Source organism: Streptomyces sp. B21-083, from assembly GCF_036898825.1.
In the GTDB taxonomy this organism is placed as follows: Bacteria; Actinomycetota; Actinomycetes; order Streptomycetales; family Streptomycetaceae; genus Streptomyces.
In genome coordinates, this window is the sequence record NZ_JARUND010000002.1 from 2,172,844 (window position 1) to 2,195,773 (window position 22,930).

Annotated in this window: 17 protein-coding genes and 1 riboswitch; of the genes, 13 read left to right on the top strand and 4 right to left on the bottom strand. The window is 72.1% G+C overall.

Features of this window, described 5'->3' with window-relative positions; translation table 11 throughout:
- Positions 1-271 precede the first annotated feature (271 nt).
- On the top strand, positions 272-685 hold the full coding sequence (locus tag QA861_RS33710; protein ID WP_319093833.1) for a VOC family protein: 414 nt from the start codon (positions 272-274) through the stop codon (positions 683-685).
- 43 nt (positions 686-728) lie between these two features.
- Here QA861_RS33710 and QA861_RS33715 read toward each other — a convergent pair whose 3' ends face one another.
- The 3 genes from QA861_RS33715 to QA861_RS33725 all read right to left on the bottom strand — a co-directional run bounded on the left by QA861_RS33715 (position 729) and on the right by QA861_RS33725 (position 4,830).
- Positions 729-2,141, bottom strand: a complete 1,413-nt coding sequence (locus QA861_RS33715; protein ID WP_334592439.1) for a hypothetical protein — start codon at positions 2,139-2,141, stop codon at positions 729-731.
- Between the two features lie 693 nt (positions 2,142-2,834).
- Positions 2,835-3,962: an alpha/beta hydrolase family protein gene (locus tag QA861_RS33720; RefSeq protein WP_334592440.1), complete on the bottom strand. Its 1,128-nt coding sequence runs from the start codon at positions 3,960-3,962 to the stop codon at positions 2,835-2,837.
- Between the two features lie 124 nt (positions 3,963-4,086).
- Positions 4,087-4,830: a class II aldolase/adducin family protein gene (locus QA861_RS33725; protein ID WP_334592441.1), complete on the bottom strand. Its 744-nt coding sequence runs from the start codon at positions 4,828-4,830 to the stop codon at positions 4,087-4,089.
- A 380-nt stretch (positions 4,831-5,210) separates the two neighbouring features.
- On the opposite strand from QA861_RS33725, the gene QA861_RS33730 reads away from it, so the two are divergent.
- The 9 genes from QA861_RS33730 (at position 5,211) to cobI (ending at position 18,131) form a co-directional block, all read left to right on the top strand.
- A complete protein-coding gene (locus QA861_RS33730) occupies positions 5,211-6,479 on the top strand; it encodes an inorganic phosphate transporter (RefSeq protein WP_334592442.1) in 1,269 nt (422 codons plus the stop codon).
- A gap of 46 nt (positions 6,480-6,525) precedes the next feature.
- Positions 6,526-6,747, top strand: a complete 222-nt coding sequence (locus QA861_RS33735) for a hypothetical protein (protein ID WP_006375076.1) — start codon at positions 6,526-6,528, stop codon at positions 6,745-6,747.
- Between the two features lie 143 nt (positions 6,748-6,890).
- Positions 6,891-7,036, top strand: a riboswitch (cobalamin riboswitch).
- 98 nt (positions 7,037-7,134) lie between these two features.
- The gene (locus QA861_RS33740; protein ID WP_334592443.1) at positions 7,135-8,076 is read left to right on the top strand and encodes a cobalamin biosynthesis protein; all 942 of its coding nucleotides are present in this window, start codon (positions 7,135-7,137) and stop codon (positions 8,074-8,076) included.
- Positions 8,073-9,608, top strand: coding sequence for a cobyric acid synthase (locus tag QA861_RS33745; protein WP_334592444.1), 1,536 nt, complete (start codon positions 8,073-8,075; stop codon positions 9,606-9,608). Before QA861_RS33740 ends, QA861_RS33745 begins: the two co-directional genes overlap by 4 nt.
- Positions 9,605-13,261 carry a cobaltochelatase subunit CobN gene (gene cobN / locus QA861_RS33750; protein ID WP_334592445.1) on the top strand — a complete coding sequence of 1,219 codons (3,657 nt, stop codon included), beginning with the start codon at positions 9,605-9,607 and terminating at the stop codon, positions 13,259-13,261. Before QA861_RS33745 ends, cobN begins: the two co-directional genes overlap by 4 nt.
- The gene (locus tag QA861_RS33755) at positions 13,258-15,297 is read left to right on the top strand and encodes a putative cobaltochelatase (protein WP_334592446.1); all 2,040 of its coding nucleotides are present in this window, start codon (positions 13,258-13,260) and stop codon (positions 15,295-15,297) included. Before cobN ends, QA861_RS33755 begins: the two co-directional genes overlap by 4 nt.
- Positions 15,297-15,896 carry a cob(I)yrinic acid a,c-diamide adenosyltransferase gene (gene cobO, locus QA861_RS33760; protein ID WP_334592447.1) on the top strand — a complete coding sequence of 200 codons (600 nt, stop codon included), beginning with the start codon at positions 15,297-15,299 and terminating at the stop codon, positions 15,894-15,896. Before QA861_RS33755 ends, cobO begins: the two co-directional genes overlap by 1 nt.
- Before the next feature lie 10 nt (positions 15,897-15,906).
- Positions 15,907-17,397, top strand: a complete 1,491-nt coding sequence (locus QA861_RS33765) for a cobyrinic acid a,c-diamide synthase CobB (RefSeq protein WP_334594932.1) — start codon at positions 15,907-15,909, stop codon at positions 17,395-17,397.
- Positions 17,382-18,131, top strand: coding sequence for a precorrin-2 C(20)-methyltransferase (gene cobI, locus QA861_RS33770; protein ID WP_334592448.1), 750 nt, complete (start codon positions 17,382-17,384; stop codon positions 18,129-18,131). The genes QA861_RS33765 and cobI overlap by 16 nt, the downstream gene beginning before the upstream one ends.
- A 29-nt stretch (positions 18,132-18,160) precedes the next feature.
- On the opposite strand, the gene QA861_RS33775 is transcribed toward cobI, so the two are convergent.
- Entirely contained in the window at positions 18,161-18,910 is a 750-nt protein-coding gene (locus QA861_RS33775; RefSeq protein WP_334592450.1) for a ZIP family metal transporter, read from the bottom strand.
- Positions 18,911-19,008: 98 nt separating this feature from the next.
- Here QA861_RS33775 and cobM point away from each other — a divergent pair, with 98 nt between their 5' ends.
- From cobM to cobJ, 3 genes are read left to right on the top strand one after another with little or no spacing between them, the layout of a single operon-like run.
- Positions 19,009-19,848 carry a precorrin-4 C(11)-methyltransferase gene (gene cobM, locus QA861_RS33780; protein ID WP_334592451.1) on the top strand — a complete coding sequence of 280 codons (840 nt, stop codon included), beginning with the start codon at positions 19,009-19,011 and terminating at the stop codon, positions 19,846-19,848.
- Positions 19,845-21,155, top strand: a complete 1,311-nt coding sequence (gene cbiE / locus QA861_RS33785) for a precorrin-6y C5,15-methyltransferase (decarboxylating) subunit CbiE (protein ID WP_334592452.1) — start codon at positions 19,845-19,847, stop codon at positions 21,153-21,155. The genes cobM and cbiE overlap by 4 nt, the downstream gene beginning before the upstream one ends.
- Positions 21,152-22,867 carry a precorrin-3B C(17)-methyltransferase gene (gene cobJ / locus QA861_RS33790; protein ID WP_334592453.1) on the top strand — a complete coding sequence of 572 codons (1,716 nt, stop codon included), beginning with the start codon at positions 21,152-21,154 and terminating at the stop codon, positions 22,865-22,867. The genes cbiE and cobJ overlap by 4 nt, the downstream gene beginning before the upstream one ends.
- Positions 22,868-22,930: the final 63 nt, after the last annotated feature.

A 22,930-nucleotide genomic window follows, 5' to 3' on the forward strand; every position in this document is an offset into this window, starting at 1 on the left:
TGAGGACGTTCCCGCCGTCTAATGCGCGAGGAGAATGGCCATGGGCCAAGTCTAACGGGGTCGTGCAAGCACTTTCTCTGCGTGCGGGTGTTCGGGACGGGTCACCCGTTCGGCCCGCGGTCCGGCGCCGCAGCTCAGGTGGTGTATCGGCGTGCCGCCGGTCTGCCCGTCGACGCGGCTCGGCGGGGTGTTGTCAGTGGCCGGTGCAAGACTGGGCGCAGGCCGTTTTTCCGGCGGTTTTCCGGCAGCGGGACCCGAGGGAGTGATGGGCATGGCAGGCACGGGCGGCGGGCGTCCCAGCGTCTACCCGACACTGGTGTACGCGGACGCGAAGGCGGCGATCCGGCAGCTCACGGAGGCTTTCGGCTTCACCGAGGCGTCGGTGTACGAGGGGGAGGACGGCTCGGTGCTGCACGCCGAGCTGGTACAGGGCAACGGCGCGGTGATGCTCGGTTCGAAGGGCCGGGGCGGCGTCTTCGACACGGCGATGAAGGACGCGGGCCCGTGCGGGGTGTACGTCGTCGTGAACGATGTCGACGCACACCATCAGCAGGCCCTGGAGCACGGCGCGGAGATCCTGATGCCCCCGACGGACCAGGACTACGGCTCGCGCGACTACATGGCACGCGACATCGAGGGCAACATCTGGAGCTTCGGCACGTACGCGCCCGAGATACAGGCCTGACCGTCTCCTCCGTCCGCCCCGGGCAGGCCCTGGTCGCCTCCGGTCAGTTGCCTCCGGTGTGCACCTGGAAGGCGGCTCGGCGTACGGCCTTGGCGAGGGCCGGGTCGGGGTGGGCGGCGGCGAGGGCGACCAGGACCTGGACGGTGCGGGGGTGGCCCACCGCGCGGACCTCGTCGAGGAGCGCCGGGATGGTGGGCTGCACCGCGGACTCCAGGTGACGCACGAGCAGCGGCGCCTCGCCGTGGTCGGCGACGGCCGCGGCGGTGTCGACCCACATCCAGGTGGCCTCCTCGCGGGTGAGCACCTCGTGGGCGTCCTCCGGGTCGATCCCGTCGTGCTCGGCGAGCCACAGCAGGGCGTACGGCCGCAGCGGGGTCTTCTCCGTCACAGCGCGTACGTCGGGCTCGGCGGGGCCGCCGACCACGCGGAGCGCCTCGAAGGCGAGGCCGCGCAGCAGGGCGTCCTCGCCGCGGGCGGCGTCGAGGAGTTCGGCGACGGCGCTGCCGACGGGGCGGGCGGCGAGCCAGGCCCGGTACTCGGCGCGGGCCGCGTTGGGACGCAGCTGGGAGCAGCCGCGGAGCATGTCCTCGGCGTTCTGCTCGATGTTGCCGGCCGGACTCTGGGCGGCGACGCAGATCTGCTCCAGCTTGACCCACACCGCCCAGCTGCCGAGCGGGGTGAGCGTGGCGTGGCCGTCGCCGTAGGTGAGGGCGCCGACGGAGGCCAGGGCGTGCAGGGCCCAGTCGAGGAGGGGAGCGAGCGGGGTGTCTTCGACGGGGGTCACCTCCGGCTGCTGTGACACCGGCTCGGGCTGAGGCCCGTACGGGATCTCGCAGCGCTCGGTGCGCAGTTCCGTGACCCGCTGCTCCAGGAGGTCCAGGAGCTGCTCCATGGGGACCGGTCCTGCGGACAGCTGGAGGAAGGAGAGCACCTGGGGCATCGCGGAGACGACCTCGGCGACGGCGGCGGGCTCGTGGTCCGCGGCCTCCGGGTGGGCGATCGACCAGGCGTCGAAGAGGGCGACCCAGCCGCGCAGGACGGCGCTGTCGTCGCGGTTCCAGGCGCGCAGGCGCCAGCCGGGGCGTGCGATGTCGCCGTGCACCTCGACGAGGCCGGCGAGCCGGGCGGTGTCCCAGTCGTGGCGGACCTGATCCGCGGTCAGCCCCAGTTCGGCGGCTGCCCGTTCGGCGGTGGCGGCGGACAGGGTGCCCCTGCCGTCTGAGGACCCGCCGTCATGGCCGGGCCTGAGTGCGGGGTCGGCCCAGCGGGCGACACGGGCCGCGCCGGCGAGTCCGGAGCGGGCCATTCTGGCCAGTTCCGCCGGGGCGGGTGTGCCCTCGGGCGGACGGGGGGCGGGTCGGCGCGAGCGCCGCTGGTTCATCGCTCGTGGGGCGGCGGCCAGGGGTCGCGGGCGGACGAGTCGAAGCCTGGAGTCGCGCGGGATACGGGACGTCACGGGTGCAGTCTTCCGGTTGACGGTCCGAAAACCCAAACGGAATGCCACGAGGGGCCCCGGGGCCGACTGAGGGAGGGGTTGCGGGCGGGGGTCCAGGGGGCTGTTCAAGCCAGTGGTCCAGCCTTAAACGGAAGGGGGTTCGGAGGGCCGCCGCCCATGGATGCGGGGTTGCGGACCAGGCGTTTCCCGGGGCGAGCGACGGACGTGACTGCCGGGGCGGAAGGGACGACTGGGAGGAGACGGGACGGCAGGAGCCAGCGGGGACGGACGGGGACAGGGGGACGGACGGGAGCACACGGGGGCTTGCGGAGACGGACGGCACCGCCGGGAACGGACAGGGTCACCGGGAGCGGGCAACCCGCCGGACCAACCAACCGCCGCGAGCACCCGGAACAGACGGACCGCCAGGAGCGGGCAACCGGCAGGACCACCCGGCCGGCGCGAGCACCCACCCGGTGGAAGCACCCGGAGCGGACGGAACACCGGGAGCGGGCAACCGGCCCGCAGCACCGGGAACGAACAGAACCCCCAGGAGCAGGCAACCCGCCAGAGCACCACCCGGGAGCACCCCACCGGCAAAAACACCCGCAACGGACGTACACCGGGAGCAGCCACCAGGCCGGAGTACCTGGAACGGACGGGGCAGGCGGAGGCACGCAACCGGCGGGCCAGGCGGCCGGGTTGGTGGGGCGGTTACATGAGGGGGGTCAGGAAGCGGCGCAGGGTTTCTTCGTAGGTTGCTGGGTTCGCGTTCCACATCGCGCCGTGTGGGGCGTCGGGGACCTGGTGGAGGGTGAGCAGGTCGGGGCGGCGGGCGGCGAGGCGGCGGGAGGGGCCCCAGGGGGCGATCGTGTCGGCGGGGCCGTGGAGGATCAGTGCCGGGACGGTGAGCCGGAAGGGGTCGGCGGCCTCGTCGATGCGGTCGCCGTGCAGGCCGGTGCGGCCCTGGGCGGCCCGTACCGCCAGCGGGAGCAGCGCGCCCGGCGTGCGGCGCGCCCTGGCGAGGGCGCGCAGGGTGGTCTCCCAGTTGAGCACCGGCGAGTCCAGGACCAGCCCGGAGACCCGCTCGCGCAGCGAGGAGTGGGCGGCGGCCCGCAGGGCCATGGTGGCGCCGGTGGACCAGCCGTAGAGGACGACGTGCTCGGCGCCGTTGCGCAGGGCGTGCCGGATGGCCGCGTCGAGGTCGCGCCACTCGGTGTCGCCGAGGTGGCCGAGGCCGTCCGAGGGCCGGGGCGCGCCGGGATCGCCCCGGTAGGCGATGTCGAGGACGGGGAAGCGCTGGCTGTGCAGGAAGGGCAGCACGTTCAGGGGGTGCTCGCGGGTGGTGCCGAGGCCGTGCACGGTGATCACCCAGGTGCTGCGGGCGCCGGGCACGAACCACGCGGGAAGGGCGCCGAGTTCGCCGGGGATCTCGACGTCGAGGTGGTCGAGCCCGAGAGCGGTGCCGGGGTCGCCGACGTACACGTTCGGGGTGAGCCAGACCTTGTCGCGGGGTTCCAGGGTGCCGTGGCTGACCCGTTCGAGGCGGCGTACGACGGTGTCGGCGGAGTGGGCCGCGTGGTTCAGGACGGGGCCGACGACGGCGTGGGTTCCGTCACCGGCGAGGCCGTAGGTGCCGGGGCGCTGGGAGGCCAGGGCGCGGGTGAGTACGACCCGGCCGGCGGCGGTGGAGTGCACGGTGAGCCGGGGTTCGGTGGGCAGGGGCCTGCCCGGTGGCGCCTTGAGGGCGGCGTCGCTGGCGTAACGGCCGGCGGCGACACTGGCGGCGCCTGCTGCCAGGGCTGCGGTGACGGCAGCGGCCGTCGCGGTGACTGGGCGCACGGACCCAGTGTCCTCGCCGAGCGCTCCGACGGCCAGCGGGAGGAGGCTGCGGGATAAGCGTCTCCCCCGCCGCACCCGTTTCCCGGCAGCCGTTGCCGTCGCCCCTTATCCGAGCCCCTCTCCCCTACCCCCGCTGCCCGTCCCCCCGCTGCCCGTACCCCTTGAGTCGCTCCGCCGCCTCTCCCACCTGGTCCTCCGAGAGGAGCGTCGGGGACAGTCCGGGTACGGACGACGCCGTCAGCCAGACGCGGCACATCCACTCCAGCTGGGCTGTGCGGTCGTACGCCTGGTCGAGGGTGGCGCCGTGGACGATCGTGCCGTGGTTCTGGAGGAGACAGGCGGCGCGGTCGGTCAGGGCCCTGAGCATGTTCCGGGCCAGCTCCTGGGTGCCGTAGGTCGCGTACGGGGCCACTCGGACGGGTCCGCCGAGATCGCCCGCCATGTAGTGGATCAGCGGCAGCTCTCGTACGAGTGTCGAGACTGCGGTCGCGTGGACCGCGTGGGTGTGGACGACGGCGCGGGCGCCGGTGGCACGGTAGACGGCGAGATGCATGGGCAGTTCGCTCGTCGGGGTCAGGGTGCCGAGGATCTGGCGGCCGGTCAGGTCGACGCCGACGATTCCCTCGGGGGTGAGCCGGTCGTACGGAACACCGGACGGGGTGACCAGGACGGTGTCCCCGACGCGCACGGAGACGTTGCCGGAGGTGCCGACCACCAGACCGTCGGCCACCGTGCGGCGGGCCGTCGCGACGAGCCCCGCCCAGGCGCGCGCCAACTCGTCCGGCCCGGCGGATCCCGGCACCGCACCCGCGCCCGCTCCCCGCGCCTCGTCCCGCACGTCACGTCCGTCCCGTCGCTGCTCAGCCATGCCCCGATCCTGCCAGGCACGGCCACGGAGGGGCGCCGCGAACAGCGGCGGCGTCCTGACTTCCAGGCACGCACTGTGGCCGGCCCGCCACAACGCGGTGGACGAGGGAGAGCCGCCGGTCCGGCGGCTGGAAATCCTGGACGTTCCGGCGGTACCGAAACAGCGGCTCGCCGCCGGGCGACCAGAACCCCTTCAACGGGTCATCGGCCCAGCTCAAACGGTTCGCGGAGGGGTAGCGGGCACGGGCACCGCCCGTCCGGCAGCCCCAGGGGAACGGCGCTCCGTTTCCGGCCACCCAGCATCCCCCACCAGTTCATCTTCCGTTCATCCAGGTTGCCTACGGTCCAAGAGCCAATACCGTACGGAAGAAATCTGGGTAAATGGAAAGCTTCTCGCTGATCCTCGCGATCGTGGTCGTCACCGCGCTTGCGTTCGATTTCACGAACGGTTTCCACGACACCGCCAACGCGATGGCCACCACCATCTCGACCGGTGCGCTCAAGCCCAAGGTCGCGGTCGCCATGTCGGCCGTGCTCAACCTCGTGGGCGCCTTCCTTTCCGTCGAGGTCGCCAACACGATCTCCAAGGGCCTCGTGGACGAGAGCGGTATCCGTCCCGAGGTGATCTTCGCGGCGCTGGTCGGCGCGATTCTCTGGAACCTGCTGACCTGGCTGGTCGGGCTTCCGTCCAGTTCCTCACACGCCCTCATGGGCGGCCTCATCGGCGCGACCATCGCCTCGGCGGGCACCGGCGCCGTCCACGGCGACGTGCTGGTGACGAAGGTGCTGATCCCGGCGATCGCCGCCCCGCTGGTGGCGGGCGTCGCGGCCATGCTGGCAACGCGGCTTTCGTACACGCTCGGTGCCAAGCGGGCCGAGGGCAGGGCGGCCGAGAAGGGCTTCCGGGCCGGCCAGATCGCCTCCGCGGGCCTGGTCTCCCTGGCCCACGGCACGAACGACGCGCAGAAGACCATGGGCATCATCACCCTCGCCCTGGTCGCCGGCGGCGCTGTCGCTCCCGACTCCGATCCCCCGGTGTGGGTCATCCTCTCCGCGGGCATGGCCATCGCGCTCGGCACCTACCTGGGCGGCTGGCGCATCATCCGTACGATGGGCAAGGGTCTGACCGACCTTCAGCCCCAGCAGGGCTTCGCCGCCCAGACCAGCGCGGCGACGGTCATCCTGGCCTCCTCCCACCTCGGTTTCTCCCTCTCCACCACGCACTCGGTGTCCGGCTCGGTGATGGGTGCGGGCCTCGGCCGCAAGGGCGGCGTCGTCCGCTGGTCGACGGCGACCCGGATGTTCGTGGCATGGGGACTGACACTGCCCGCCGCGGCCCTTGTGGGCGCGCTGGCGGAGTACGTCACCGGTTTCGGCAACTGGGGCACGGCTCTGGTGGCCCTCTTCCTCATCGCGTCGAGCACGGCGATCTGGCTCGTGTCGCGCCGCGAGGTCATCGACCACACCAACGTCAACCACGTCGAGGGCGAGACCGTGGAAAACACGGCGGACGCCGAGCCACCCGGCGTCGTCACGACGGCCATCGCCGCCGTGACCCCGCCTCCGGCAGGCACTGTCGTCGACGACCTGACGGCCACCATCCCGGCCCCGGCCGAGGTCGCGGTCCAGCCGTCGGCCACGGCCCTCTGAGTCCTGGTCCGAGCCAGCGTCCTGGTCCGAGTAAGAAGGAAGCAACATGAAGATCGACTGGGCAGCCCTCGGCTCCGTCTTCGGCGTCAGTCTCGTCATCACCGTGGCCATGGTGGGCGTGTTCACCCTGGGCATCATCGGACTCTCCCACCGCGAACGGGCGGTCGCGCAGGGCGAGTCGGCGGGGCTGGCGGTCACCGGCGCGTACGCGTGCTTCGCCGCCTGTGCGGCAGTGGTGGCGTACGGCATCTATCTGATCGTGGCCTGAGAGCCGCGTACGTCCTCCTCGCCCGCCGTGTCCGTGGCCGCCTCACCGGTGGTCAGGGGCGCGGCGGGCGTTTTTCGTCGCCCCGATCCGGTCGTGGTGTGGGGCTCAGCACAGTCCTCCTTTCCAGGTCAACGGCAAGTTGACGGGTGTTCGGGGCCCGTGGTGGACTGCCGGAGCCATGTACGGCAGCAGAAGAGGAAGCCGGTGTGAATCCGGCGCGGTCCCGCCACTGTCACCGGGGTAGGTAACCCCGGGAGCCAGGAACTCTTGCCGCCGGTCTCGTCGAACCAGGGCGTGGACACCCTGAGTGAGGACATATCGCCATGCTCGGCTGCCGTTCGAGGTACAGCACCGGATCGCTGCCCGATCCCACGGCCGGCTGAGCCGATGCGTGCCGATCGCGTTTTCGCGTACGGCGCCACCGCCGGACTCCTCGCTGATCTGATCCTGGGCGACCCTCGCCGCGGGCATCCGGTCGCCGCGTTCGGGCGGGCCGCCGGCGCCGTCGAACGGCTGCTGTGGCGGGACCACCGCGGGTGGGGCGCGCTGCACACCGCCGTGTGTGTGGGAGGCGCCGTCTCCCTTGCCACGGCGGCCGGTTGCCTCGTACGTCCGTCCCGTACCGCCTCCGTCGCGCTCACCGCCGCCGCAACCTGGGCCGTCGTCGGCGGCACCTCCCTCGGCCGAGAGGCGCGCACCGTCGGCCGGTCGCTGGAGGCCGGGGACATCGAGGGTGCGCGGGAGCGGCTGCCCCATCTGTGCGGACGAGATCCGCAGGCGCTCGACTCCGCCGGGATCGCCCGGGCGGTCGTCGAGTCCGTAGCCGAGAACACCTCCGACGCCGTGGTGGGCGCGCTGGTCTGGGGCGCCGTGGGTGGCGTGCCCGGGCTGGTCGGGTTCCGGGCCGTCAACACCCTTGACGCGATGGTGGGTCACCGGTCGGACCGCTACCGGCGGTACGGGTGGGCCTCCGCCCGGCTGGACGACGTGGCGGGGTGGCCGGGGGCGCGGCTCACCGCCGCACTGGCCACACTCGCCGGTGGCGATCCCCGCGGGGCCGTACGGGCCTGGCGGGACGACGCGGGCAAGCATCCGAGTCCCAACGCCGGGCCCGTGGAGGCTTCTTTCGCGGGCGCCCTGGGGGTGCGACTCGGCGGGACCCTGTCCTACGGCGGACGGGTCGAGCACCGGCCGGTGCTGAACCAGGAGGGGCGTTCCGTGGAGGTTCACGACATCGAGCGGGCCGTACGGCTGTCACGTCGCGTCGGTCTGCTCGCGCTCGGCGTCAGTGTCGCCGCGCGGGCCCTGGTGAAAGGGCGCACCTCATGACGCACCTCATGGGTGGCGGGGCCCTCGGTGGTGGGCTGCTCGTCGCGGGGACCACCTCCGACGCAGGCAAGAGTGTCGTCACCGCCGGGATCTGCCGGTGGCTGGTGCGGCAGGGGGTCAAGGTCGCTCCGTTCAAGGCGCAGAACATGTCCCTCAACTCCTTTGTCACGCGGGAGGGCGCCGAGATCGGGCGGGCGCAGGCCATGCAGGCGCAGGCGTGCCGGATCGAGCCGACGGCGCTCATGAACCCCGTACTGCTGAAGCCGGGCGGCGATCAGAGCAGTCAGGTCGTGCTCATGGGGAAGCCCGTGGGGGAGATGAGCGCCCGGGGCTATCACGGGGGGCGACAGCAGCGACTTCTCGGGACCGTGCTGGAGTGCCTGGCCGAACTGCGGGGCACGTATGACGCGGTGATCTGTGAGGGGGCCGGGAGCCCGGCTGAGATCAACCTCAGGCGGACCGACATCGTCAACATGGGAATCGCGCGCAACGCCCGGCTCCCGGTGCTCGTCGTCGGCGACATCGACCGTGGCGGGGTCTTCGCCTCCTTCTTCGGAACGGTCGCCCTGCTGTCTCCCGAGGACCAGGCGCTCGTCGCCGGGTTCCTCGTGAACAAGTTCCGGGGGGACGTGTCGCTGCTGGAACCCGGGCTCGACATGCTCCTCGGGCTCACCGGACGGCCGACCTACGGTGTGCTGCCCTTCCGGCACGGGCTCGGTATCGACGAGGAGGACGGGCTGCGGGTCTCGCTGCGGGGGACCGTGCGGGAGTCGAACGTCTCGCCGCCCGTCGGGGAGGACGTGCTGCGGGTCGCCGTCTGCGCCGTCCCCCTGATGTCCAACTTCACCGACGTCGACGCGCTCGCCGCCGAACCGGGCGTCGTGGTGCGGTTCGTGGACCGGCCGGAGGAACTGGCCGACGCCGACCTCGTCGTCGTTCCGGGGACGCGCGGGACGGTGAAGGCGCTGGCGTGGCTGCGGGAGCGTGGGCTCGCCGACGCCATCAACCGCCGTGCCGCCGAGGGGCGGCCCGTGCTCGGTATCTGCGGCGGCTTCCAGATCCTCGGCGAGCACATCGAGGACGAAGTCGAGAGCCGGCAAGGCCATGTCACAGGGCTCGGCATCCTTCCCGTAAGGGTGCGGTTCGCCCGCGAGAAGACCCTCACCCGGCCCGTCGGCACCGCCCTCGGCGAACATGTCGAGGGGTACGAGATCCATCACGGCGTCGCCGAAGTCACCGGCGGGGAACCCTTCTTGGACGGGTGCCGGGTCGGCGGCGTCTGGGGTACGCACTGGCACGGCTCGCTCGAATCCGACGGGTTCCGGCGGGCGTTCCTGCGCGAGGTGGCCGCCGCCGCGGGCCGCCGCTTCGTGCCGGCCGCCGACACCTCCTTCGCCGGGTTGCGCGAGGAACAGCTCGACCTGCTCGGCGATCTCGTCGAACAGCACGCGGACACCGACGCGCTCTGGCGACTCATCGAGTCGGGCGCGCCGCAAGGACTGCCCTTCATTCCACCGGGAGCACCCGCATGAGCACAGTGTTGTTGTTGTCGACCGCCGACACGGACCTGCTGGCGGCCCGGGCCGCCTCCGGTGTCTCGTACCGGATCGGCAATCCGACCCGGGTGGATGTCGCGGAGGAGCTGCCCGCGCTCGTCGAGGGCGCGGACATCGCCGTCGTACGGCTGCTGGGCGGCAAACGGGCCTGGGAGGACGGGCTCGCCCATCTCAAGTCGTCCGGTGTGCCGACCGTGCTGCTCGGCGGTGAGGCCGTGCCCGACGCCGAGTTGATGGCCGAGTCGTCGGTGCCCGCCGGTGTGGTCGCGGAGGCGCTGCGCTATCTGGTCGAGGGCGGGCCCGCCAACCTCGTGGAGATGGCACGGTTCCTTTCCGACACCGTGCTGCTGACCGGTGAGGGGTTCGTCGAGCCGCAGAAGATGCCCGAGTTCGGGACGCACGGTTCGTACGTGCGGGAGAGCGGCCGGCCGACCATCGGGGTGCTCTTCTACCGGGCCCACGAGCTCAGCGGCAACACCGGGTTCGTCGACACGCTGTGCGAGGCGATCGAGGCGCGGGGTGCCAACGCCCTTCCCGTGTACTGCGGTTCGCTGCGCGGAGCCGACGCGGGACTGTACGAGCTGCTCGCCGGCGCGGACGCCCTGATCGCCACCGTCCTCGCCGCCGGCGGTACGCATGCCTCGGAGGCGTCGGCCGGGGGTGACGAGGAGGCCTGGGACATCGGGGCGCTCGCCGACCTGAACGTGCCGGTGCTGCAAGGGCTTTGCCTCACGTCGTCGAGGAGTACGTGGGACGGGTCCGACGCCGCCCTCTCCCCCATGGACGCGGCGATGCAGGTCGCGATCCCCGAGTTCGACGGCCGGCTGATCACCGTGCCGTTCTCCTTCAAGGAGGACGGCCCAGGCGGCGTTCCGGTGTACGTCGCCGACCCCGAGCGGGCCGCCCGCGTGGCCGGAATCGCCGTACGGCACGCCCGGTTGAAGTACAAGCCGAACGCCGAGAAGAAGCTCGCGCTCGTCTTCACCGCCTACCCGACCAAGCACTCGCGCGTCGGCAACGCGGTGGGCCTCGACACGCCCGCGTCGGCGGTACGGGTGCTGGACGCGCTGCGCGCCGCCGGGTACTCGCTCACCGAATACCCGGACAACGGGGACGAGTTGATCCACCGGCTCATCGCGGCCGGCGGTCACGACGTCGAGTGGCTGACCGAGGACCAGTTGGCCGCCGCGCCCGCGCGGGTGCCGCTGGCCGACTATCGGGCGTGGTTCGACACGCTGGACGGTGAGTTGCGGGACGGGATGCTGGAGACGTGGGGCGAGCCTCCGGGCTCCCTGTACGTCGACGGGGACGACATCGTCCTGGCCTCCCTCCAGTTCGGGAACGTCGTCGTGATGATCCAGCCGCCGCGCGGCTTCGGCGAGAACCCGATCGCGATCTACCACGACCCCGACATGCCGCCCTCCCACCACTACATGGCGGCCTACAGGTGGCTGGAGAATTCTTTTGGCGCGGACGCGGTCGTCCACATGGGCAAGCACGGCACCATGGAATGGCTGCCCGGCAAGGGACTCGGGCTGAGCAGCGGGTGCGGGCCGGACGCCGTGCTCGGTGAACTCCCCCTCGTCTACCCCTTCATCGTCAACGACCCGGGCGAGGGCACCCAGGCCAAGCGGCGCGGGCACGCGACGGTCGTCGACCACCTCGTGCCGCCGATGGCGCGCGCGGACACGTACGGCGACCTGGCGAAGCTGGAGCAGCTCCTCGACGAGTACGCGCTCGTCTCCGACCTGGACCCGACGAAGGCGCCGGCGGTGCGCGCGCAGATCTGGACGCTGGTCAAGGCGGCCGAGCTGCATCACGACCTGCATGTGGACGACCAGCCGGACGACGACGCTTTCGACTCGTTCGTCATGCACATCGACGGCTATCTGTGCGAGATCAAGGACGTGCAGATCCGCGACGGGCTGCACATCCTCGGCGGCGGCCCGGAGGCCGAACCCCGCGTGAACCTCGTCCTGGCGGTGCTGCGCGCCTCGCAGGTGTGGGGTGGCACAGCGAACGCGCTGCCGGGTCTGCGGGCCTGTCTGGCCGAGCACTTCGGGCTGGTCGAGAAGGCGTTGCTGGCCGAGCCGGGGGCTCCGGTGAAGCTGCCGGTCGAGCTGACGGATCTCGTCGAGGGGCCGTCGCGTTCGGCCGCCGACGCGATCGATCTGCTGGAGCAGCTGTGCCGGCGGCTCGCGGAGGGCTTGGAGGAGCGGGCGTGGGAGGCCGCGACGGTTCCCGCGCTCGTACGGGACGTGCTGGGTGTCGAACTGCCGGACGCCGTCGCGGTGTTGGAGTTCGCCTGCCGCGAGGTGGTGCCCCGGCTGGCCCGTACGACGGACGAGATCACCCACATCCTCAAGGCACTTGACGGCGGCTACGTCCCGGCGGGGCCCTCGGGATCACCCACGCGCGGACTGGTGAACGTCCTGCCGACCGGCCGCAACTTCTACTCCGTCGACCCCAAGGCCATTCCGTCCAGGCTGAGTTGGGAGGTCGGACAGGCGCTCGCCGACTCGCTCGTGCAGCGGTATCTGGCCGACAACGGCGAGTATCCGACGTCCGTCGGCCTGACGGTCTGGGGTACGTCGGCCATGCGGACGCAGGGCGACGACATCGCCGAGATCCTGGCGCTGCTGGGCTGCCGTCCGGTGTGGGACGACGCGTCGCGGCGGGTGACCGGGTTCGAGGTGGTGCCGGTGGCCGAGCTGGGGCGGCCCCGGATCGATGTCACGGTCCGTATCTCCGGGTTCTTCCGGGACGCGTTCCCGCACGTGGTCGGGCTGATCGACGACGCGGTGCGGGCGGTCGCGGAACTGGACGAACCGGCCGAGTCCAACTTCGTACGGGCCCACGTGGACGCCGACGCGGCGGACCACGGGGACCGGCGGCGGGCGACGGCCCGTATCTTCGGCTCGAAGCCGGGGGCTTACGGGGCCGGCCTGCTGCCGTTGATCGACGCACGCAACTGGCGGTCCGACGCCGACCTGGCCGAGGTGTACGCGGTGTGGGGCGGTTACGCGTACGGGCGCGGGCTGGACGGGCGAGCGGCCCGGGGGGACATGGAGACGGCGTTCCGGCGGATCGCGGTGGCGGCCAAGAACGTCGACACGAGAGAGCATGACCTCGTCGACGCCGACGACTACTTCCAGTACCACGGCGGCATGGTCGCGATGGTGCGGCATCTGACAGGGGCGAGCCCTGAGGCGTACGTCGGTGACTCCGCGACCCCCGACCAGGTGAAGACCCGGACGCTGGGCGAGGAGACGCACCGCGTGTTCCGGGCTCGGGTGGTCAACCCGCGCTGGATGGCGGCGATGCGGCGACACGGGTACAAGGGTGCGTTCGAGATGGCCGCGACCGTGGACTACCTGTTCGGGTACGACGCGACGGCGGGCGTGGTCGACGACTGGATGTACGAGAAGTTGTCGGCCGAGTACGTCTTCGACGCCGAGAACCGGGACTTCATGAAGACGTCCAACCCCTGGGCGTTGCGCGGGATCACGGAGCGGCTCCTTGAGGCCGCCGACCGTGGGTTGTGGGCCGAGCCCGACGCCGACACGATCGAGCGGCTGCGCGCGACCTATCTGGAGCTCGAAGGCGACCTGGAGGGCGACGACAAGTGAGTACCCCCTTTCCGTTCACGGCCGTCGTCGGCCAGGACGATCTGCGGCTCGCGCTGCTGCTGAACGCGGTCTCCCCGGCGGTGGGCGGCGTCCTCGTGCGCGGCGAGAAGGGCACCGCCAAGTCCACCGCCGTGCGTGCCCTTTCGGTGCTGTTGCCCGGGGTCGACGTCGTCGCCGGGTGTCGGTTCTCGTGTGATCCGGGGGCGCCCGATCCGGTCTGCCCGGACGGGCCGCACGAGGGCGGGGCCTACGAGTCCCGGGCTGCCCGGATGGTCGAACTGCCCGTCGGTGCCTCCGAGGACCGGCTCGTCGGGGCCCTCGACATCGAGCGGGCGCTCTCGGAGGGCGTGAAGTCCTTCGAGCCCGGGCTGCTCGCCGACGCGCATCGCGGGATCCTGTACGTCGACGAAGTCAACTTGTTGCACGACCACTTGGTCGACCTCTTGCTGGACGCCGCCGCGATGGGCGCCTCCTACGTCGAACGCGAGGGTGTCTCCGTACGGCATGCGGCGAAGTTCCTGCTCGTCGGGACCATGAACCCGGAGGAGGGTGAGCTGCGACCCCAACTCCTCGACCGGTTCGGGCTGACCGTCGAGGTCGCGGCCTCGCGGGAGCCCGATCAGCGGGTGGAGGTCGTGCGGCGGCGGCTGGCGTACGACGACGATCCCGCCGGGTTCGCCGCTCGGTGGGCCGACGAGGAGACCGCCGTACGAGCCCGGATCGTCGCCGCGCGGGAGTTGTTGCCGTCGGTGCGGCTGGGCGACGGGGCGCTCAGGCAGATCGCCGCGACCTGTGCCGCCTTCGAGGTGGACGGGATGCGCGCCGACATCGTGATGGCGCGGACGGCTGTCGCGCTGGCCGCCTGGGCCGGGCGTACCGACGTGCTCGCGGAGGATGTTCGACAGGCCGCGCTGCTCGCTCTGCCTCATCGACGGCGGCGAAATCCCTTTGACGCGCCCGGGCTTGACGAGAACAAGCTCGACGAGACGTTGGAGGAGTTCGGCGGGCAGGGGTCGGGGGAAGGCGAGGGTGACGACGAGGATCCTGATCCTGATCCCGGGTCGGACGGGCCCGGAGGTGGCGGTGGCCAGGCCCCTGAGTCCGACGGGCCTCAGGGGGATGACGCCGGCGCGCGGCCCGAGGCCGGGGAGGGCGGGGAGCCGCAGCCGTCGGGGCCCGGTTCCGGCGAGCAGCAGCCCGTACGGGCGGCCGAGCCCTTCCGTACCAAGGTGCTGAGTGTGCCCGGTGTGGGCGAGGGCGCTGCCGGGCGGCGTTCGCGGGCGCGTACCGAGCGGGGGCGGACCACGGGGTCCCGACGGCCTCAAGGGGCGCTCACCAAGCTGCACTTGGCGGCCACCGTGCAGGCCGCCGCGCCGCATCAGCGGGCGCGGGGGCGGGTCGGGCGCGGTCTGGTCGTGCGGCGGGACGATCTGCGGCAGGCCACCCGGGAGGGGCGCGAGGGGAATCTGGTCCTGTTCGTCGTCGATGCCTCCGGGTCGATGGCGGCCCGGCAGCGGATGAGTGCTGTCAAAGGGGCTGTGCTGTCGTTGTTGCTCGACGCGTATCAGCGGCGGGACAAGGTGGGGCTCGTGACGTTTCGCGGGGCGGGTGCCGAGGTCGCGTTGCCGCCCACCTCGTCCGTCGACGCTGCCGCGGCTCGGCTGGAGTCGTTGCCCACCGGTGGGCGGACGCCGCTCGGGGCCGGGCTGCTCAAGGCGCATGACGTGCTGCGGGTCGAGCGGCTCCGGGATCCGGCGCGGCGGGCGCTCGTCGTGGTCGTGACGGACGGGCGGGCCACCGGAGGACCCGAGCCGGTCGCGCTCGGGGCACGGGCGGCCCGGTTGTTCGCGGCCGAGGGGATCGCCTCGGTCGTCGTCGACTGTGAGTCGGGGGTCGTGCGGCTCGGGTTGGCCGCTCAGCTCGCCGGCGACCTGGCGGGTACCGCCGTGACGCTGGATGAGCTGCGGGCCGACTCGATCGCCGGGTTGGTCAGGGACGTACAGGGCGACAGGTACAGCAACAGGAGGGCCGCGTAATGCCTCAGGGACAGCCGAGTGTCGTACCGGAGGACGGTCTGACGACCAGGCAGCGGCGTAATCGGCCGCTGGTCGTCGTCCATACCGGGGTCGGGAAGGGCAAGTCGACCGCTGCTTTCGGGCTTGCTCTGCGGGCTTGGAACCAGGGGTGGCCCATCGGGGTGTTCCAGTTCGTCAAGTCGGCGAAGTGGAAGGTGGGGGAAGAGAACGCGCTTCGGGTGCTGGGGGCCAGCGGGGAGGGCGGCTCCGTCGACTGGCACAAGATGGGCGAGGGCTGGTCGTGGGTGCAGCGTGACGCGCAGCTCGACAACGAGGAGAAGGCCCGGGAGGGCTGGGAGCAGGTCAAGCGGGACCTCGCCGCCGAGACGTACAAGCTGTACGTGCTGGACGAGTTCGCCTATCCCATGCACTGGGGGTGGGTCGATGTCGACGAGGTGGTCTCCGTGCTGCGGGACCGGCCGGGGACCCAGCATGTGGTGATCACCGGGCGGAACGCGCCGGAGAAGCTGGTCGAGTTCGCGGATCTGGTGACCGACATGTCGAAGGTCAAGCATCCGATGGACACCGGGCAGAAGGGGCAGCGAGGGATCGAGTGGTGACTACGCCGTGCTGACTTCATCACCCTCGCCCTCGGCCTCCGTGCCGCGGCTGGTCATCGCCGCGCCCTCCTCCGGCAGCGGCAAGACCACTGTCGCCACGGGGTTGATGGCCGCGTTCGCCTCGCGGGGGCTCGCCGTGTCTCCGCACAAGGTCGGGCCGGACTACATCGACCCCGGGTATCACGCGCTCGCCACCGGGCGGGTGGGGCGGAATCTCGACGCGTACATGTGCGGGCCCGAGTTGGTCGGGCCGCTGTTCCTGCACGGGGCGCGCGGGTGCGACATCGCCGTGGTCGAGGGTGTGATGGGGCTGTACGACGGGGCCGCGGGCGAGGGGGAACTCGCGTCCACGGCTCAGGTGGCCAAGTTGCTGCGGGCGCCGGTGGTGCTCGTTGTGGACGCCTCTTCGCAGTCCCGTTCCGTCGCGGCCCTCGTGCACGGGTTCGTGTCGTGGGATCCGGAGGTGCGGGTCGGGGGCGTGATTCTCAACAAGGTCGCCTCGGACCGGCATGAGGAGATGCTGCGGGAGGCGTTGGAGTCGGTGGGGGTGCCTGTGCTGGGGGTGCTTCGGAGGGTTCCGCAGGTGGATGTGCCTTCTCGGCATCTGGGGTTGGTGCCTGTTGCCGAGCGGCGGGGGGAGGCGGTGGCCGCTGTCGCGGCTATGGCCGCGCAGGTTTTGGACGGGTGTGATCTCGACGCGTTGATGGGGGTGGCTCGGGGGGCGGGGGCGTTGTCGTGTGCGGGGTGGGATGCGGGTGAGGTCCTGGATTCCTCGTCCCCGCCGCCCCTACCCGTCCCATCCCGTTCCTGGGGGCTGCGCCCCCAGACCCCCGCTCCGGCCCTGAACGGGCCTTGTCCTCAAGCGCCGGACGGGCTGGAGGTGCCGGGCGGCGCCTCAAAAGTTATCGTCGCTCTTGCCGGCGGAGCCGCCTTCACCTTTTCCTATGCCGAGCATGTCGAGTTGTTGCGGGCCGCCGGGGCCGAGGTCGTCGTGTTCGATCCGCTTCGGGATGAACGGCTTCCCGAGGGGACACGGGGGATGGTCGTCGGGGGTGGGTTTCCCGAGGTGTTCGGCGGTGAGTTGTCCGCCAATGAGCCGCTGCGCAAGTCCGTCGCCGCCCTCGCCGAGAGCGGTGCGCCCGTTGCCGCCGAGTGTGCCGGGCTGCTGTATCTGTGCCGGGAGTTGGACGGGCTGCCCATGTGCGGGGTGCTCGACGCCACCGCCCGGATGAGTGACCGGCTCACCCTCGGCTATCGGGATGCCGTGGCTGTGAGTGACAGTTCGCTCGCGGTGGCCGGGACCCGGATGCGGGGGCACGAGTTCCATCGGACCGTCGTCGAGCCCGGCGCGGGTCCCGCTCCCGCCTGGGGTGTGCGGGGTGCGGAGCGGCGGGTCGAAGGATTTGTACAGCGCGGTGTGCACGCGAGCTATCTGCACACGCACTGGGCGTCGGCGCCCGGTGTCGCCCGTCGGTTCGTGGAGAGGTGCCTGACGTCATGAGCAGCATCAGCAGGCTTATCGGTGTGGGGGTCGGGCCCGGCGATCCCGAACTCGTGACCGTCAAGGGCGTCAACGCGCTGCGCGCCGCCGATGTGATCGTCGTACCCGTGATGGACACCCTTGAGCGGGGGCGTGCCGAGGCCACCGTGCTGCACTACGTGCCCGCCGAGAAGATCGTCCGGGTGGTCTTCGCGCTCAACGAGCGGTCCGACCGCGGTCGGCGCGAGGCCGCCTGGGATGCCGCCGGTGCCCGGGTCGCCGAGTTGCTCGGCGCGCACACGGTCGTCGCCTTCGCGACCATCGGTGATCCCAACGTGTACTCGACGTTCACCTATCTCGCCCACACGATCAGCGAGTTGGTGCCGTCGGTCGTCGTGGAGACCGTGCCCGGTATCACCGCGATGCAGGATCTGGCGGCGCGGTCGGGGGCCGTGCTCACCGAGGGGACCGAGCCGCTGACGCTCGTGCCCGTGACAGCCGGGGCCGCTGTGCTCAAGGAGGCGCTGAGCGGGCCGGGCACCGTCGTGGCGTACAAGTTCGGGCGGCAGTCGCGGGAGGTCGCCGAGGCGTTGCGGGAGAGCGGGCGGATCGGTGACGCGGTGTGGGGGTCGGCCCTGGGGCTGGAGGACGAGTCCATCCGGCCCGCCGCCGAACTCGACGGTGCGCCGCTCCCGTACCTCTCCACCCTCATCGCGCCCGCGCCACGCGACGGCGGGCGGGGCGGCAAGTTGTGAGCCACCGCCTCGACGGCACGCGCTCGGGCTCAGCCCGACAGGCCCACCACCAGCCAGATGAACGCCACGCCCGCGATCGTGCACAGCACCGTCGAGTGGGTGGGATGGTCGTGGTGTGCCTCGGGGAGGATCTCGGCGGCGGCGAGGTAGAGCAGTACGCCGCCGAAGAGGCCGAGATAGCCGCCGAGCGCCCGTTCGGGGATCGTGAAGAAGAGGGTGGAGGTCGCACCCGCGACCGGTGCCGCCGCGTCGGCGAACAGCATGGCCAGGGCCTTGCGGCGGGCGTTTCCGTACAGGCTCGTGATCGTGTACGTGTTGAAGCCGTCGGCGAAGTCGTGCGCGATCACGGCGAGCGCGACCGTGAGGCCCATCCCGCCGCCCACCTGGAAGGCCGCGCCGATCGCGACGCCGTCCATCGCGCTGTGGCCGACCATCGCCGCGGCGGCCGTCAGCCCGACCTGGGGCGCCCGGCCGTCGTTCGTCCCGTGCTCCCCGGTCCCCGTGGCGGCGCCGTGGGCGGCCTGTCGTACGGCGAGCAGTCGTTCCACCAGATGGGCCAGCAGAAAGCCGGTGACGAACAGCAGCAGCGCCGCCGGTACACCGAACACCTCCTCGCCCGCCGCATGCAGCGCCTCCGGCAGCAGGTCGAGGCCGACCACGCCCAGCATCAGACCGCCGGCCAGGCCCAGGACGAGATGGCGGCGGTCGGTCACACGCAGTGCCGTCCAGCCGCCGGCCAGCGTCATCAGGAACGCGCCGAGCGCGACGAAGACCGCCATGTGCCCTTGCTATCCGATCGACCCGCCTTCGCGCACCTCCACACCCACCCGCATATTTACTGACATTTTCGATATTCCGTACGAGAGGATCACGCCCCATGGCTCCCACGGCCGACGTTTCCACTGGCGCTCCCACCGGCAAGGTGACGTTCGTCGGTGCCGGCCCCGGCGCCGCCGATCTGCTGACGTTCCGCGCGGCCCGCGCCATCGCCGAGGCGGACATCGTGATCTGGGCGGCCAGCCTCGTACAGGAGGCAGTTCTCGAACATGCGCGCGAAGGGGCGGAGATCCTCGACTCGGCGGCCATGTCGCTGGAGGACGTCGTCGCCGTGTACGAGCGTGCCGTGCGCGAGGGCCTGCGCGTGGCCCGTATCCACTCCGGCGATCCCGCGCTCTGGGGCGGCACCCAGGAACAGGTCGACCGGTGTGCCGAGATCGGGATCGAGACCGAGATCGTCCCCGGGGTCTCCTCGTTCTCCGCGGTCGCCGCTCTCGCCCAGCGCGAGCTGACCATCCCCGAGGTCGCGCAGTCCGTGATCCTGACCCGGCTGGGCGGCGGCAAGACGCCGATGCCGCCGGGTGAGGAGGTGCGGGAGTTCGCCCGGCACGGGACCACCATGGCGATCTTCCTGTCAGCCGCCCGTAGCGGACAGCTCGTACGGGAGCTGCTGGAGGGCGGTTACCCGACGTCGACCCCGGTCGTCATCGCCTATCAGGCGACCTGGCCCGAAGAGCTGGTCGTGCGGTGCACGATCGAGACGCTGGAGGAGACGGTCAAGGAACACAAGCTGTGGAAGCACACCTTGTTCCTCGTCGGCCCGGCCCTCGACGCCAGCGGTACCCGCTCGCACCTCTACCACCCCGGCCACTTCCACGGCTTCCGCAAGGCGGACCCGGAGGCCCGCCGGGCGCTGCGCGAGCGCGGGGCGAGTACGTGATCACCGTCATCGGTACGGGAACGGGGGCGCCGCTTCCGCCGGACGCCACGGCCGCCGTCGCCGGGGCCGCGCTGGTCGTGGGCGGCCGGCGGCATCTGGCCGCGGTGTCCGCCGAGGTGGCGGAGGGTGCCGAGCAGGTCGTCCTCGGGGCGCTGGCTCCCGCGCTCGACACCATCGAGGAGTACGTCGGGAGGGAGCGGCCCGTTGTCGTGCTCGCCTCCGGTGATCCCGGGTTCTTCGGGATCGTGCGGGCGCTGGCCGAACGGTTCGGGGCCGGGCTGCTCGATGTCCGGCCGGGGGTGTCCTCCGTCGCGGCCGCGTTCGCCCGGGTGGGGCTGACCTGGGACGACGCCGTGGTCGTCAGCGCGCACGGGCGGGCGCTGCGTACGGCGGTGAACGTGTGCCGGGCGCGGCCGAAGGTGGCTGTGCTGACCGGGCCCGGCGCCGGTCCCGCCGAACTGGGCGCGGCACTGACCGGCGGTCCGGGCGATGGTTCTGGCGTTGGTCCGGGGGCGCGTGTTCTGGTCGTCGCCTCGGCGCTGGGTGATCCGGAACTCGAACGCGTCGAGCGGGTCACCCCTGCCGAGGCGGCGGCGCGGAGCTGGGGTGACGCGGTCAGCGTGGTGCTGTGCCTGGACGAGTCGCGGGCTCTCGCCCCCGCCCCTGTCACGGTCGCCGGGGAGTTCGTCGGGCCCGCCCGATGGGCCCTGGATGAACGGGAGTTCACCCATCGTGACTCGATGATCACCAAGTTCGAGGTACGCGCCCTGGCGCTGGCCCGGCTCGGGCCGCGCCTCGGTGACCTGGTCTGGGACATCGGCGCGGGCTCCGGGTCCGTGGCCGTGGAGTGCGCGCGGCTCGGGGCCGCCGTCGTCGCCGTCGAGAAGACGCCGGACGGGGCGGAGCGGGTGCGGGCGAACGCCGCCGCGCACGGTGTCGACGTGCGGGTGGTGGAGGGGTCAGCTCCTGGTGATCTCCCTGAGGCGTCCGAACTCGACGAGCCCGACGCGGTGTTCATCGGCGGGGGCGGGCGTGAGCTGCCGGCGATCGTCAGCGCGTGTGCGGGGCGGGCCCGGCGGACGGTGGTGGTCGCGATGGCCGCCCTCGACCGGGTGCCGGCCGTGCGTGCGGCGCTCGTCGGTGCCGGACTCGACTGCGACGGGGTGTTGTTGCAGTCGTCCCGGCTCGCACCGCTGCCGGGTGAGGTGTCCCGGCTCGCGGCGACCAATCCCGTTTTCCTGCTGTGGGGCACGCGCCCCGCAGCGCATACAGACAGACGTACCAGTGATGAAGGAGTTGCTCTGTGATCGGCCTGATTTCCGCTACGGCGGCGGGCGCGGCGGGGCGTGATCGGCTCGCCGCCGCCTGGCCCGACCGTACGCGTGTGTACGAGGGGCCGGTCGCCGACGCCGTCCGGCGCGCGTTCGGAGAGTGCACGCAGCTCGTGTGCTTCCTGGCCACGGGGGCGGTCGTACGGCTGGTCGCCCCGCTGCTGTCGGACAAGGCTTCCGACCCCGGTGTGGTGTGCGTCGACGAGGGCGGCCGGTTCGCCGTGTCGCTGGTCGGCGGGCACGGCGGCGGGGCCAACGAACTCGCCCTCGCGGTCGGGCGGTTGCTGGGTGCGGAGCCGGTGGTGACCACCGCGACGGACTCCGTGGGGGTACCGGGTCTCGACACCCTCGGGATGCCCGTGGAGGGCGATGTCGCGGGGGTCTCGCGGGCGCTGCTCGACGGTGAACCCGTCGCGCTGGAGCTGGAGTCGGTCTGGCCGCTGCCCGCGCTGCCGGCCAACGTCGGGAGTGCGGTGCCGGGCGACGGGCCGACCATCCGGGTGACCGACCGGCTGATCGACGGTGACGGTGTCGGCGCCGGTGCGGTCGTGCTGCGGCCTCCGTCGCTCGTCGTCGGTGTGGGTGCCTCCAAGGGTGCTCCGGTCGAGGAGGTACTCGCTCTGGTCCGGGGCGCGTTGGTGGACGCGGGGCTGTCGGTGGCCTCGGTCGCCGCGCTGGCCACCGTCGACGCCAAGGCGGACGAGCCCGGGATCATCGGGGCCGCCGAGCGGCTCGGAGTGCCCGTGGTGACGTACCCCGCCGACGAGTTGGCCGGGGTCGCGGTGCCCAATCCCTCCGCCGCGCCGCTCGCCGCCGTCGGTACGCCGTCCGTGGCGGAGGCCGCCGCGCTGGTCGGCGGGGGCGAACTCCTCGTACCCAAGCGGAAGTCGGCACGTGCGGACGGGACGCCTGCCATGGCGACCTGCGCTGTCGTACGGCGGCCGGGGCGCGGGCGGCTCGCGGTCGTGGGGCTCGGGCCCGGAGCGCGGGACCTGCTGACGCCGCGTGCCGAGGCGGAGTTGCGGCGGGCGTCGGTGCTGGTCGGGCTCGATCAGTACGTCGACCAGATCCGTGATCTGCTGCGGCCCGGTACCCGGATCCTGGAGTCGGGACTCGGCGCCGAGGAGGAACGGGCCCGGACGGCGGTGGCCGAGGCCCGGAAGGGGCAGGCGGTCGCGCTGATCGGCAGCGGGGACGCGGGCGTGTACGCGATGGCGTCACCCGCGCTCGCCGAGGCGTCCGACGACATCGACGTGGTCGGGGTGCCGGGCGTCACGGCCGCCCTCGCCGCCGGTGCGATCCTCGGGGCCCCGCTCGGCCACGACCATGTGTCCATCAGCCTCTCCGACCTGCACACGCCCTGGCACGTCATCGAGCGGCGGGTGCTGGCCGCGGCCGAGGCGGACATCGTCGTGACGTTCTACAACCCGCGCAGCCGGGGCCGTGACTGGCAGCTGCCCAAGGCGCTCGCCATCCTCGGCGCGCACCGGGAGCCGACGACGCCCGTGGGTGTCGTACGGAACGCGTCGCGGCCCGACGAGTCCAGCCGCGTCACGACGTTGGCCGGCCTGGACCCGGCGACCGTCGACATGATGACGGTCGTGACGGTCGGCAACACCGCGACCCGGAACATCGCGGGCCGTATGGTCACGCCTCGCGGGTACCGCTGGCAGGAGGCGCCGCGATGAACCCTCGTCCGGTGCTTCCCGGCCTCCTTCTCAACAACCGTACGTTCCGCATCACTTCACACA